The organism is Myroides sp. C4067 (assembly GCF_038039665.1).
Taxonomy (GTDB): Bacteria; Bacteroidota; Bacteroidia; order Flavobacteriales; family Flavobacteriaceae; genus Flavobacterium; species Flavobacterium odoratimimum.
The window spans coordinates 79,060-92,450 of record NZ_JBBPHJ010000003.1 but is presented as its reverse complement, the minus strand read 5'-3'; the positions used below and the strand labels follow the sequence as shown (position 1 = coordinate 92,450).

The window sequence follows — 13,391 nt, the reverse complement described above, 5'->3', positions numbered from 1 at the left end:
ATGAAATATAGAATATGTATTCTCATATAGCATCACACACGATATTCCACCAGACATATAAGGTACAGATGCAATTAAACCAACATGCCTCCTCTCACATTCACTAAAAACATCTACTAGACATTTTTTGAATACTCTATCCTATGTCACACAGCGCGCCAAACCATAACAACAATCTATGTCATGCTGACGAAGGAAGCATCTCACAAGTAACTCAAAGTGAAGATATTATTTTTCGCATATTTAAACTCCGCACGAACTGTATATGAAAGAAAGACTATACACAAAACGTTACTCGGTATCTCACTAAGCTTTATTACTTCATTACATTCACACTTCAACTTAGACATACTATATCATTTTTTAGTTAATAAAAGTCTAAACACAACCACATCGCCTCCTTCTTAAAGGTAATCTCATACTGTTGACCATCAGTAGTACAAACAACCATATTAACACTATCTTCAACTACACTGATGGACAATATATTACTTATGACAGCGAGATTAGCGCTTAGCCCCTCATTCTTTATAGAACAATCTAATTTATTTTTCACTTCATCCCATTCGTCTATAATTAATAAACATGAACTATTAATCTCTTTCCCTTTTACAGAATCATAATAACCATCAAAGCTTAACTCCATACGTTTCTTTTTATTATCATATACAAACTTTGTCACCTCCTTATCTTGAAAGGCACGCAACAGTTTATCGTTCTCGATTAAGTCAATCTTTTGCTCTTTTAACCAATCAGCATAGTCATCAACAAAACCTTCAAAATACTCTTGTTCAAAATTGATATCTGCATTCATCTGTACTAGGAGACTCATAAATTCTTTATCCATATAATAAGATGGTATAATCCCATAGTTTATATCCGCTATTACATCTAACTCCATCATTAAATCATTCTCTTGAATATACTTACTGATAATATCCACTTTCGTCCCAAAGCTTTCTTTGAACAAATCTACTAATGGTGCTAAGTCTCTTGTTATTAAATTATCAAACTCATATTGCCAACAAGTCTTCTTACGTCCTAAACTGTATGGATATTGTGTTGTATCATCACCCTTCAACCAAAAATTAGTAGGACTAATACCCACTAATTCTGAAAAACGTGCACTATCTAGCTTATCCCCTGTAACAGTAACAACAAGCTTTAAACAAGTCGGATACTCTTCTTGGTTCAGTGTCAAGAAATAATTAAGTTTTGCACAATAACTTCCTTTTTCTATTGCTTGCTTAAAATAATCTCTTGCTCTAGTGATATTATTCTTAACACCATCATGACTACTAATGAGAGTACCTATTCCATTATACCCATCTGCATATCCCAATTGCCCCGCTCTAAAATAAAAGTATAAACTTCGAAAACTATACTTATTTGGTTCTTTATCATTAGCTTCATCATAATATAATGCAAGATCATAATACTCCTCACCTGTATTAGCTCTAAATGCTTTTTCGCGTTTTTCTAATTCTTCTTCCTTATTCATACTGTTCTAATTTATTATACAACATTCCATACCTACCACTACTATCAAAATAAACCTCATCATCCATATCGTCATCACCATTATCCATACGACAGATATAAGATTCAAATGAATATCTCTCCTTAACAAGATCTAACCTACACTTTAGAATATCTAATCTCTCTTTATCTGTCCTTCCTTCAATATCTCCTAAAGCAAAAAACATCAATAACTCAGTCATACCTTCATCTTTAGTAATATCTACAAATAAATTAGGAATACAGTACCCATCAAAGACAACCTCTTCTACACCAAAACCAAAATTCAGATAAGTAGCCCGATTCAACATATCTATATCAAAGTACATTGCTTCTATCTCAACGTTGTCATATATCACACAACTAAAATTACGAGACTTTTCTAATAACAATGACACGAGCTCTAACTGTCTCTCTCGAAACGTCCCATAAAATACTACATCAATTAATTCTGCTGACTGCATAATAACTCTTTTAAGTTTAGCCCTACGACAACCCGCAGACCCCATTTTTACATATTTTAATCTGGAACATTAAAAACTAATCAAACACCGAGTCTAACACTCCATAAACCTCTTCACTACACTTAAATACTAGAGTACGACTACCTTGTATCTGTATAGATACCCTCCCCTTATGATAAACAAAGTTCACCTCCTTTAGATCAATACTCCCTTTTCCGAAATAGCGTCCTCTTCCGATATGATAAGTCATGCGTCTACTGCTCTTTGAGATAAAAAGAGTACCACATTCTTCACCACCTTTCAGGATAAGAAAAGAGACTGCTTCATCATTCACATTAGAGAGGATTAATTCATAACTACTGAATAAGTGACTAAGTCCAAACACCATTATTATCTAATTTAAAACACATTAAATGTACTCATTTATCTTGTTACAAAACTCAATTATTCAAACATGTAGCTCACGTTGTTGCGGATTTATAATATGTGACTTTACTTACTGTGACACGCAAAATATTGCATCTCTACTTGCTAGTGTGGACTTGTAACCCATGCCATGTATCACTTGGAGAGGATTTGTAATACGTGCCTTTACTTACTGTGACACGCAAAATATTGCGTCTCTACTTGCTAATGTGGACTTACAACCTATGTCATGTGTCACTTGACGAGGCTTTGTTGTCTCTGACATGTCCTTCCCTATCATCCCGATATGCTCCCTAGTTGATAGGCTAGTGATAGGCTTATTTATAGCACTTTTTAGCCGAGCACATGCCCATCACATGCCGACCACAAGCCGACCACCCCTAAAAAAGCACTAAAAACACCACTAGTAACGATTTGTCTCTTTCGATTAAAACACGAATGCGAAACTTTTAATATCTTCACAGTTCCAAAATTGTTAGAAAGATGACTATACTAGATGAAACAATACATCCTGGTGAAACCAAGACTTTAAACCTTGAAATCGCAAGATTACACACAGCTACTAAACTTAAAATACCTGTTATCGTATCTAGAGCTAGACTAGACGGTCCTACCGTATTACTCTCTGCTGGACTACACGGTGATGAGCTGAACGGGGTGGATATCGTACGTCAGATAGTACATCGTGGGATGAATGTCCCTAAGCGAGGTACGATTATTTGTATCCCTGTGATTAATATATTTGGGTTTATTAACCAATCTAGAGAGTTCCCAGATGGGAGAGATATGAACAGGGTATTCCCAGGTAGTAAGACTGGTTCACTAGCAGGGCGCTTTGCCCATTATCTTGTGAACTATATCTTGCCTCATGTAGACTATGCTATCGACTTTCACGCAGGAGGTGCAAGTAGATTTAACGCTCCTCAAATCAGAATCGCTCCAGAAAACCTAGAGTTAGAAGAGTTAGCGACTATCTTTCACCCACCCTTCTTGTTGTACTCAGCACAGATAGCAGGTTCTTTTAGAAATGCGTGTGCTAAGAAAGGTATCAAAATGCTATTATTCGAAGGAGGAAAGTCCTTAGATATTAACTCTGATGTATCTGAAATGGGAGTAGAAGGTACCAAGCGATTCTTACACTCTTTTGATATGCTGAAAGATGAGTTTAGCATCTGTCCTCCTAAAGAGGATATGACCATCATCACCAACTCTATTTGGGTACGTGCTAAGCGTTCTGGATTATTACACGATCAGGTAAAAATAGGTTCGTATGTAGAAAAAGGAGCTGTGCTAGCAGAGGTATCTGACCCGTATGGAAAAGAAAACACAACAATCAAAGCACCGAATGCAGGCTATGTAATCAATGTAAATGATGCTCCTATAGTCTATCAAGGAGATGCAGTATTTCACATCTCAAAAACATTAAAAAAATGAATAAAGAAGAATTAAGATTAAAACATAAAGCTCTTCGCGATAACTTAGACTTAGATAAAATAGATGATCTAAGTTTAGAAATCGCAAATCAAGCACTACAGTTACCGATCTGGGATAAGGTGAACTACCACCTGTTTCTAAGTATTCGAAATAAAAAGGAAATAGATACAGAATACCTACTGCAGATACTAGCGGGTAAGGATAAGAATACTATCTTATCTAAATCTGACTTTAAGGAGGGAACATTATCACATTACCTCTTGACGGACAACACTACGATTAAAGTCAATAGTTATGGTATTCCTGAACCTATAGACGGCATTCAAGTAAGCGAAAAACAACTTGATGTAGTCTTCATTCCCTTATTAGCTTATGACAAACAAGGGAACAGAATAGGCTATGGCAAGGGATTCTACGATAGATTTTTAGCAGAATGCAAGCCCGATGTCGTTAAAGTAGGACTGAGTTTCTTCCCACCAGAAGACCATATCAGTGATGTGAGAGAAGGAGATATTCCTCTTGACTATTGCATCACACCTACAGAAGTATATCGATTTTAATACATATAAAACGAGGCAATATTAAGGTATTGTCTCGTTCTTTTTATAGATCTATTTGAATACAGACACCTTGCTATTAGCCTTCTATCAACAGTTAAAACTAAATTAGGATTAGTGAGTTAGGGAAAATATTTTTATGTTTATTAAAAATATTAACCAATGATCAAAAACACTATCACCTTACTTACACTTTCTCTTGTAAGTTTAGCATGGGGACAGCAATCACCTAAATTTGCTTCTACCCCATCACTAAGCCCTGATGGAAAGACTACTTACTTTAGCTATAATGGCGATATATGGCAAGCTCCAACAGCTGGTGGAGAAGCTCTAAGAGTAACTGCCTTAGAAGGCAACGAGACTAACCCTCGCGTATCTCCTGATGGAAAATGGCTTGCATTCTCTTCTGACCAATACGGCAACAGAGACGTATTCTTAATGCCTCTAACAGGGGGACAAATCACACAACTTACTTACCACCAAGCTTCTGAAGATGTAGAGAGTTGGAGTTGGGATAGTAAGACGATTTACTTCACTTCTAATGCGAATAATAACTTTGGTTCTTATGCTATAGATATCAATGGTGGTACTCCTAAACCACTGTTCACCAACTACTTTAATAATACAAATGGATTAGTTGTTACTCCTGCTGGTGAGTACTTATTCACTAGTTCTATGGAGAGTGCTAGTCAGACTACTCGTAAACGTTATAAAGGAGAGAACAACCCAGATATACTAGGTTATAATCCTACAACTAAGGCATTCAAATCTTATACAGATTATGAAGGAAAGGATTTTAACCCTACAGTAGATAAGAATGGGAAGATATACTTCATCTCAGACGAGAACAATGGCAACTATAACTTATACACCTTCGAGAATGGGAAGAAAGTAGCCTTGACGAACTTCGATACTTCTATCAAGAAACCTTATGTATCAGCTGATGGTAGCAAAGTCGTTTTTGAGAAAGATTATATGATTTATGTACTTGACACAGCTACTAAGTCTATAACACCCCTAGCTACTTCTGTAAACACGAATAAAGCTATCGAGAAAGAGCAGTCTTATGCTGTAGAAGAAAATATGGAATACTTCGATGTGTCTCCTGATGCGAAGAAGATTGCATTCGTTAGTCGTGGGATATTATTCGTATCGGATATCGAAGGAAAATTCGTACAAGCAGTATCGGATGGTAAAGAACGTGTAATGGAAGTAAAATGGTTAAAGGACAACAAGACGCTACTATACAGTCAGACTTATAAAGGATACCAAAATTGGTTTAAAAGATCTGCTGATGGCAAGGGAACAGTTACTCAATTAACTTCTGATAATCGCAACAACAGAGACATTACTTTAAATAAAGAAATGACTAAAGCTGTATACCTAAGTGGTAGAGATGAAGTGAGATTATTAGACTTGACGACTTATACTTCTAAAGTAATAGTGAAAGATGAAATATGGGCATTCCAAAACTCTACTCCATCATTCTCTCCTAATGGGGAGTATGTACTATTCACTGCTAAGCGCAATTTCGAAGAGGACATCTTTGTACATCATATCGCAAAGAATGAGACAATTAACTTAACGAATACAGGTGTAGCAGAGTCTAGTCCTTACTGGTCTCCTAGTGGTAAGTATATCTACTTTATGAGTGATAGACTTAATCCTTCTTATCCTCTAGGGATGCAAAATCCTAGTATCTACCGATTCTCTGTAGACTGGCAGACAGATGCATTTAAGTCTGATCAGTTTGACAAACTATTCGTAGAAAAGAAAGAAGAGGATACAAAAGATACTAAGAAAAAGGACAAAAAGAAAAAACAAGACGATACCCCTAAAGTGAAGTCGATTAAGATAAACACAGAGGGATTACTTGACCGTATAGAGCAGGTAAGTGACCGTTTTGGTAACCAATATAATCCTATCGTATTCGCTGATGATAAGAAAGAGGTAGTGTTCTATAACACGAATCAAGAAAACGGAAAGGGCAATTTGTACAAAACAGTTTACGAAGACTTCGAAGATAATAAAAGTGAGAAAGTATTCGATAAACGCGCGAATCAGTTACTTCAACGTGACAAAAAAGTATATGCACTAATCAGTGGTAATATCTATAGCTTTGAGTTAAGTAAAGGAAAGCCTGAGCAGATTAAAATCAAACACAGCTTTACTAAAAACTTGGCAGATGAGTTCAACCAAATGTATTATGAGACATGGGCTGGTGTAGAGGAGAATTTCTATGACGAAACTTTCCACGGTATAGATTGGAATAATATGAAAGAGCAATTCGCTCAATATCTACCTGATGTTAATAGTAGAAATGACCTGCGTATCTTGCTGAACGATATGTTAGGAGAGTTAGGTTCTTCTCATTTAGGGTTTAATTCTTCTGGAAGTGAAGAAAAAACGAAATTAAGCTACAGATCTTATGAGACTGGTATCGTATTCAATACAGATAAGCCTTATCAAGTAGAGCGTATCGTACGTAAATCTCCTGCTTATGCTACAGACATAGATATTAAACCGGGGGATGTATTAACCAAAGTGAATGGGCATAAAGTAGATGAAAAGGCAAATAGAGATACTTATTTCACCTTCGCTAATAGTCAAGAAGAAATAAGCTTAACATTCAATAGAGGAGGAAAAGAGATTAATACAAAGCTACACCCTATCTCATTTGGAGACATGAAGTCACTACTGTATGACGAATGGATTTATACGAATAAACAACGTGTGAACAAGCTAAGTGATAATCGTATCGCATATACGTATATGAAGAATATGACATCACCTGAGTTAGACAGATTCTTACTAGATATGGTAGAACAAGAGGCTAATAAAGAAGGTGTAATCTTAGACTTGCGTTATAATACAGGAGGGAATGTACATGACAAGGTACTGAACTTCTTATCTCAAAGACCCTATCTACAATGGAAGTATAGAGAAGGTAAACTAACAGTACAGAGTAACTTCACCCCTAGTGGTAAGCCAATAGTATTGCTTATCAATGAATCGTCTCTGAGTGATGCCGAGATGACTGCTGCAGGGTTTAAAGCCTTAAAACTAGGTAAAATCATCGGTCAAGAAACGTATAGATGGATTATCTTCACTTCTGGTAAGAGCTTAGTAGACGGCTCATCGTATAGATTACCATCATGGGGTACTTATACATTGGATGGGCAGAACCTAGAGAAAACAGGTGTTGCACCTGATATCTATGTTAAAAACACATTCGTAGATAGATTAAATGACAATGATCCTCAATTAGAGAGAGCTATTCAAGAAATCTTGAAAGACATTAAATAATACAGTAAAGGCTTCCCTCAGGAAGCCTTTATACTTTTATAACTTAGTCTATAGTGAACACTCCTACTCTACAATGTGCTTAAAGATTGATTTAAGCAACGAATGATCTACATCTAACCCAATCCTCTACATATAAAAAAAGGCTCCCTAAAAGAGAGCCATATTGTTAGTTTTTAAAAACTTTTTTACTAAATACGATTAAGATACCTACTCCTACTGATATAGCTACATCCGCAATATTAAAAATAGCATTGAAGAAAGTAAAGTAGTTTCCTCCCCAGATAGGTAACCACTCAGGTAGATATCCTTTCCAGATAGGGAAATAGAACATATCTACTACCTTACCGTGAAACCAACTACCATAAGGCTGATCTGAGAACATCGTTGCTATCTGCCCAGGTGTACTCTCATTAAAGATAACTCCGTAGAATATCGAGTCAATAATATTACCTAATGCTCCTGCCATAATTAAAGCAATAGCGACAATAAGATAATTAGAAGCTTTCTTCTTGAAAGAATCATTTAACCACCATGCAATACCACATACAGCCACTATTCTGAATAATGTCAAAGCAAGTTTACCATAATCTCCTGGTAACTCTACCCCCCAGGCCATACCCTCATTCTCTATAAAATGAATGCGAAACCAATCAAAAACGACTATCTCATCATTTAATAAAAAATTAGTTTTAATATATATCTTCAATAGCTGATCTAGTATCAATACTATCAAAACAAGTAGGTAAGCTCTCTTTAACGACATTTTTCTTTATTTACAAGGAACAAATGTAGTTATTTTATCACATAAAAAAAACGCTCCATTAGGAGCGTTTTTAAATTTATTAAAGATTAACGTTGCAGATTCTTTGCCTCGATACTCATAGTAGCATGTGGAACTAATTTCAATCTTTCTTTATCGATTAGTTTCCCTGTTACTTTACATATACCGTAAGTCTTGTTTTCAATACGGATTAATGCATTTTTTAAATCACGAATAAACTTCTCTTGACGTATTGCTAACTGAGCATTCGCTTCTTTAGACATTGTTTCGCTTCCTTCTTCAAACGCTTTGAATGTAGGTGATGTATCATCTGTACCATTATTCAAATCATTCATATAGGCGCTTTTAATTAATTCTAAATCTGCTTGAGCTTTCTCAATCTTAGCCGATATTAACACCTTAAATTCAGCTAAATCTGCATCAGAATAACGTACAATTTCACCTACTTCTTTCATAATTTTAATTATTTTAAAATTAACACTCGCGTTTTTAGCTCATCAAACTCTACATCTACACCCTCGCTCAACTCAATCACGAATTCTAATGTGTGTGTTAGTGTTTCAGACTTGATATAGTCCTCATTCGCTAAAACAGCCTCTTTTATTTCTTTTTCTTCTAGTATTTTTACTACAATCTTATCAGTAACTTCAAATCCAGAGTCTTTTCTGATGTTCTGAATTCTATTTACTAACTCTCTTGAGATACCTTCTTTTCTCAATTCAGGACTGATAGTTATGTCTAATGCCACTGTTAGTCCAGCTTCGTTAGCAACTAGCCACCCTTCAATATCTTGAGAAGTAATCTCTACATCTGCTACTGTTAAAGTAACACTTTTTTCTGATAGTTCTAATGTAATCTCACCATTTCTTTCAAGTAATGCGATTTCTTCCTGCCCAAAACCTTGTATCTTATTCGCAATCAGCCCCATATCCTTACCAAATCGTGGCCCTAATGTTTTAAAGTTAGGTTTGATCTGTTTTACTAAGATACCTGAAGCATCATCTAGTAATTCGATTTCTTTCACATTAACCTCAGCTTTGATTAGATCAGCGATAGCTAATATCTCATTTCTTTGGTTATCATCTAATACAGGAATCATTACTCTCTGTAGTGGTTGACGTACCTTAATCATTTCTTTCTTACGAAGTGATAACACTAATGAAGAAATGATTTGAGCTTTTTGCATTCTGCTTTCTAATGCTTTATCAACGAATTCTTCCTTGAATTCAGGGAAGTTAGCCAAATGTACAGATTCGAAACTTTCTCCATGTGTCGCTAAAGTTAAGTCTCTGTAAAGTTTATCCATGAAGAATGGAGCAATAGGAGAACCTAATTTAGCTACAGTTAATAAACATGTATACAATGTTTGGTAAGCTGCTATTTTATCTTGTGCATATTCACCTTTCCAGAATCTTCTTCTACATAAGCGAACATACCAGTTACTCAAGTTCTCTGTAACAAAATCAGTAATCGCGCGGGCTGCTTTCGTTGGCTCATACTCTGCATAGAACTCATCTACACGTTGTACTAAAGTATTTAACTCAGATAAGATCCATCTATCTATCTCAGGTCTTTCTGCTAATGGAATGTCTTGCTCTTCATACTTAAATCCATCGATATTAGCATATAACGCAAAGAAGTTATAAGTATTATATAATGTCCCGAAGAACTTTCTTCTTACTTCTGTAATACCATCAAGGTCAAACTTCAAGTTATCCCATGGATTCGCATTCGAAATCATATACCAACGCGTAGCATCAGGTCCGTGCTCAGCTAATGTATCGAATGGATCAACAGTATTACCTAAACTCTTAGACATCTTCAATCCGTTCTTATCTAACACTAATCCGTTAGATACTACATTCTTATATGCTTTAGTATCGAATACTAATGTAGCAATAGCGTGTAATGTATAGAACCATCCACGTGTCTGGTCAACTCCCTCAGCGATAAAGTCTGCAGGATATGATTTATTATTGTCTATTAAATCTTTATTCTCAAATGGATAGTGCCATTGTGCATAAGGCATAGATCCAGAATCAAACCAAACGTCAATTAAGTCTGCCTCACGACGCATAGTTTTACCAGAAGGAGATACTAATACGATATTATCCACTACATTTTTATGTAAATCAACTTTATCATAGTTCTCTTCACTCATATCTCCTACTACGAATCCTTCAAAAGGATTAGCTGTTTGGATACCAGCAGCCATAGATTTATTAATCTCATTCATTAACTCTTCTACAGATCCTACTACAAGCTCTTCTGTCTTATCTTCAGATCTCCAGATAGGTAATGGAATACCCCAGAAACGAGAACGAGATAAGTTCCAATCATTTGCATTCTTAATCCAGTTACCAAAACGTCCTTCTCCAGTCGCTTTAGGCTTCCAGTTCACTTCTTCGTTTAATTCGAACATACGCTCTTTTACCTCAGTGATCTTGATAAACCAAGAGTCTAATGGGTAATATAATACAGGTTTGTTCGTTCTCCAACAATGTGGGTAACTGTGAACATACTTCTCTACTTTGAAAGCTTTGTTTTCTTCTTTTAAACGAATAGCTATTTCTACGTCTACAGAGCGCTCAGGTGCTTGTCCTTCATCATAGTATTCATTCTTCACATACTTACCTCCTAAGTCACCAAGCTCTTTAACAAAACGACCTTGTAAGTCTACTAATGGAACTGGGTTCTCATCAGCGTCAAGGATAAGCATAGGTGGTACTTCTGGTGTAGCTTCTTTAGCTACCTTAGCATCATCTGCACCAAAAGTAGGAGCTGTATGTACGATACCTGTACCATCTTCTGTAGTAACGAAGTCTCCAGAAATTACTCTGAATGCGTTCTCAGGGTTTTGGTATGGTAATACATAAGGCAATAACTGCTCATACTTAGCTCCCACTAAGTCAGCACCTTTAAATTCCTTAACTACTAAGTAAGGAATCTTTTTATCACCTTCTTTATATGCGTTTAATTCTTCTTCTGTTTCTACAGCTGCAAACTTACCAGCGAACTGCTTACCAACTAATGGTTTACCTAATACTACATTAATCGCCTCACCCGTATATTGGTTAAACGACTTCACTAATACATAGTCAATCTTAGGTCCTACAGTCAATGCTGTATTCGATGGTAATGTCCATGGAGTAGTCGTCCAAGCTAAGAAATGAATAGTACCGAATCCTTTTAAGAACTCAGGTAATGTCTCATCAATAGCTTTAAACTGTGCTACGATAGTTGTATCTGTGATATCTTTATATGCTCCAGGTTGGTTAATCTCATGTGATGATAGACCTGTACCTGCTTTAGGAGAATATGGTTGGATAGTATATCCTTTGTATAACAAGTCTTTATCATAGATTTGTTTTAACAACCACCATACTGATTCCATATATTTAGACTTGTATGTCACGTAAGGATCGTTCATATCTACCCAATACCCCATCTTCTCAGTAAGGTCATTCCATAGATCTGTATAACGCATTACAGTACGTTTACACGCTTGGTTGTATTCTTCTACTGTAATTTTAGTTCCGATATCTTCTTTCGTGATTCCAAGTTCTTTCTCTGTACCTAACTCTACAGGTAGTCCATGCGTATCCCATCCAGCTTTACGCTTTACTTGGAACCCCTTTTGAGTTTTATAACGACAAAAAATATCCTTAATAGCACGAGCCATCACGTGGTGAATTCCTGGTTTACCATTTGCTGAAGGTGGGCCTTCGAAAAACACGAAAGGTTTATTATCCTCTCTAGTACTAATACTTTTTTCGAATATTGATTGTTCTTTCCAAAACTCTAGCATCTCCGATGCTACCCCTGACATGTCAAGATTCTTATATTCTGTAAATTTAGTGCTCATCGTTATTATTATAATATTTTTTAATCAATTTTGCGAATTTAAACAAATTACTTCAATATCTCCCTAATTAATTGGTAGGAAAAACATTAAAATATTTAGTTAGAGAAGACTTCTTTTAAAACTTCTAAAGAATTAGGCTTTCTGAAGTCATTTAGGTGCTGTTCATAATAACTAATTATCATGGTTAACAGTCTCTTCCGATCCTTATTATTAAAGACTTTCTGGTCACTAGAGAAGCCTAATTCAATCAATTTTCTAAACAAAAAGGTCGGTTCTTCATCAAAACAACAGGGAGAAAAGTGATCAGTAAACACTCCTTCTTCCCAGTTAAAATAAAGCTTACTTTTTCCTTCCGATGCAGGGTAAAACCCAAAGTACTTCGTCAATTCTACCATCAAAATCAAGTGGAAATTAGCTACCTCATCATGGGTATCAAACCACAGTAAAGCCGCTTCTAGAAAAGTAAAGAAATCCTTATCTACAACAGGCTCTCTAAATACTGAGTGCAATACTTCTCCGATAAAGATAGCGATACAATTCTTGTTGTAATTATAATAGATATCTTGATATACATGAGCTGTTTTAACCTCCTTAAAATACTCTAGCCCTCCTTTATTCTTATAAACAAAGTCAATATCTAATATCGTCAAAGGTTGAAAATAAGCTATTTTCTGTGCAGACTTCCCTTTGGCAAAAGCATTGCGAACAAAGAAACTCACCATACCTGCCTCTTCTGTAAAGCACTTTACGATTAAGCTCTTCTCTTGATATTTTAAAGCACTAAGTACAATTGCTTTAGTCTTTATCTGCATCTATTCTCTTTTAATAATCTAAAATACGTCTTCTTCATCTAATTGTGTGCAAAAGTACTAAAATAAAACAGACCTAACATATAAAGGCACTGCTTCAACTGGCTCAAAATATCTCCCCTAAAGCATTATAATACAGTGCAAATACATCCTAAAAAAGAGACTAGCGAAATCTTACAATATGAGACTATAATCATAACAATTTTCATAGCTTTGCACATACCTATGAAA

Annotated in this window: 10 protein-coding genes; 3 read left to right on the top strand and 7 right to left on the bottom strand. The window is 35.6% G+C overall.

The features are described 5' to 3' along the window. Window positions 1-367 precede the first annotated feature (367 nt). From AABL87_RS02770 to AABL87_RS02760, 3 genes are all read right to left on the bottom strand, one after another. Window positions 368-1,501 (bottom strand): DUF4279 domain-containing protein, encoded by a 1,134-nt coding sequence (locus AABL87_RS02770; RefSeq protein WP_071307086.1) that lies wholly within the window; start codon window positions 1,499-1,501, stop codon window positions 368-370. Beyond that, a complete protein-coding gene (locus AABL87_RS02765) occupies window positions 1,494-1,982 on the bottom strand; it encodes a hypothetical protein (RefSeq protein ID WP_341276919.1) in 489 nt (162 codons plus the stop codon). The genes AABL87_RS02770 and AABL87_RS02765 overlap by 8 nt, the downstream gene beginning before the upstream one ends. A gap of 76 nt (window positions 1,983-2,058) precedes the next feature. After that, complete coding sequence (locus AABL87_RS02760; RefSeq protein ID WP_341276918.1) at window positions 2,059-2,370, bottom strand: hypothetical protein; 312 nt, start codon at window positions 2,368-2,370, stop codon at window positions 2,059-2,061. A gap of 521 nt (window positions 2,371-2,891) precedes the next feature. Between AABL87_RS02760 and AABL87_RS02755 the strand changes: the two genes are divergently transcribed. From AABL87_RS02755 to AABL87_RS02745, 3 genes are all read left to right on the top strand, one after another. Further along, the gene (locus AABL87_RS02755) at window positions 2,892-3,842 is read left to right on the top strand and encodes a succinylglutamate desuccinylase/aspartoacylase family protein (RefSeq protein ID WP_006257760.1); all 951 of its coding nucleotides are present in this window, start codon (window positions 2,892-2,894) and stop codon (window positions 3,840-3,842) included. Then, window positions 3,839-4,402, top strand: a complete 564-nt coding sequence (locus tag AABL87_RS02750) for a 5-formyltetrahydrofolate cyclo-ligase (protein WP_341276917.1) — start codon at window positions 3,839-3,841, stop codon at window positions 4,400-4,402. Before AABL87_RS02755 ends, AABL87_RS02750 begins: the two co-directional genes overlap by 4 nt. Before the next feature lie 159 nt (window positions 4,403-4,561). Then, window positions 4,562-7,705: a S41 family peptidase gene (locus AABL87_RS02745; protein ID WP_341276916.1), complete on the top strand. Its 3,144-nt coding sequence runs from the start codon at window positions 4,562-4,564 to the stop codon at window positions 7,703-7,705. A gap of 166 nt (window positions 7,706-7,871) precedes the next feature. Here AABL87_RS02745 and AABL87_RS02740 read toward each other — a convergent pair whose 3' ends face one another. From AABL87_RS02740 to recO, 4 genes are all read right to left on the bottom strand, one after another. Beyond that, on the bottom strand, window positions 7,872-8,468 hold the full coding sequence (locus AABL87_RS02740) for a lipoprotein signal peptidase (protein WP_006257764.1): 597 nt from the start codon (window positions 8,466-8,468) through the stop codon (window positions 7,872-7,874). Window positions 8,469-8,554: 86 nt separating this feature from the next. Beyond that, a complete protein-coding gene (locus tag AABL87_RS02735) occupies window positions 8,555-8,941 on the bottom strand; it encodes a TraR/DksA family transcriptional regulator (protein WP_006257765.1) in 387 nt (128 codons plus the stop codon). An 8-nt stretch (window positions 8,942-8,949) separates the two neighbouring features. Then, window positions 8,950-12,351: an isoleucine--tRNA ligase gene (ileS, locus tag AABL87_RS02730; protein ID WP_071307082.1), complete on the bottom strand. Its 3,402-nt coding sequence runs from the start codon at window positions 12,349-12,351 to the stop codon at window positions 8,950-8,952. Between the two features lie 95 nt (window positions 12,352-12,446). Beyond that, complete coding sequence (gene recO, locus AABL87_RS02725; protein ID WP_006257767.1) at window positions 12,447-13,163, bottom strand: DNA repair protein RecO; 717 nt, start codon at window positions 13,161-13,163, stop codon at window positions 12,447-12,449. Window positions 13,164-13,391 lie beyond the last annotated feature (228 nt).

Excerpts from the sequence above, each read along its gene's own strand:
- AABL87_RS02755 (WP_006257760.1), top strand. The coding sequence starts at position 2,892 with ATGACTATACTAGATGAAACAATACATCCTGGTGAAACCAAGACTTTA.
- AABL87_RS02735 (WP_006257765.1), bottom strand. The coding sequence starts at position 8,941 with ATGAAAGAAGTAGGTGAAATTGTACGTTATTCTGATGCAGATTTAGCT.
- AABL87_RS02750 (WP_341276917.1), top strand. The coding sequence starts at position 3,839 with ATGAATAAAGAAGAATTAAGATTAAAACATAAAGCTCTTCGCGATAAC.
- AABL87_RS02765 (WP_341276919.1), bottom strand. The coding sequence starts at position 1,982 with ATGCAGTCAGCAGAATTAATTGATGTAGTATTTTATGGGACGTTTCGA.
- AABL87_RS02770 (WP_071307086.1), bottom strand. The coding sequence starts at position 1,501 with ATGAATAAGGAAGAAGAATTAGAAAAACGCGAAAAAGCATTTAGAGCT.
- AABL87_RS02740 (WP_006257764.1), bottom strand. The coding sequence starts at position 8,468 with ATGTCGTTAAAGAGAGCTTACCTACTTGTTTTGATAGTATTGATACTA.
- AABL87_RS02760 (WP_341276918.1), bottom strand. The coding sequence starts at position 2,370 with ATGGTGTTTGGACTTAGTCACTTATTCAGTAGTTATGAATTAATCCTC.
- AABL87_RS02745 (WP_341276916.1), top strand. The coding sequence starts at position 4,562 with ATGATCAAAAACACTATCACCTTACTTACACTTTCTCTTGTAAGTTTA.
- ileS (WP_071307082.1), bottom strand. The coding sequence starts at position 12,351 with ATGAGCACTAAATTTACAGAATATAAGAATCTTGACATGTCAGGGGTA.
- recO (WP_006257767.1), bottom strand. The coding sequence starts at position 13,163 with ATGCAGATAAAGACTAAAGCAATTGTACTTAGTGCTTTAAAATATCAA.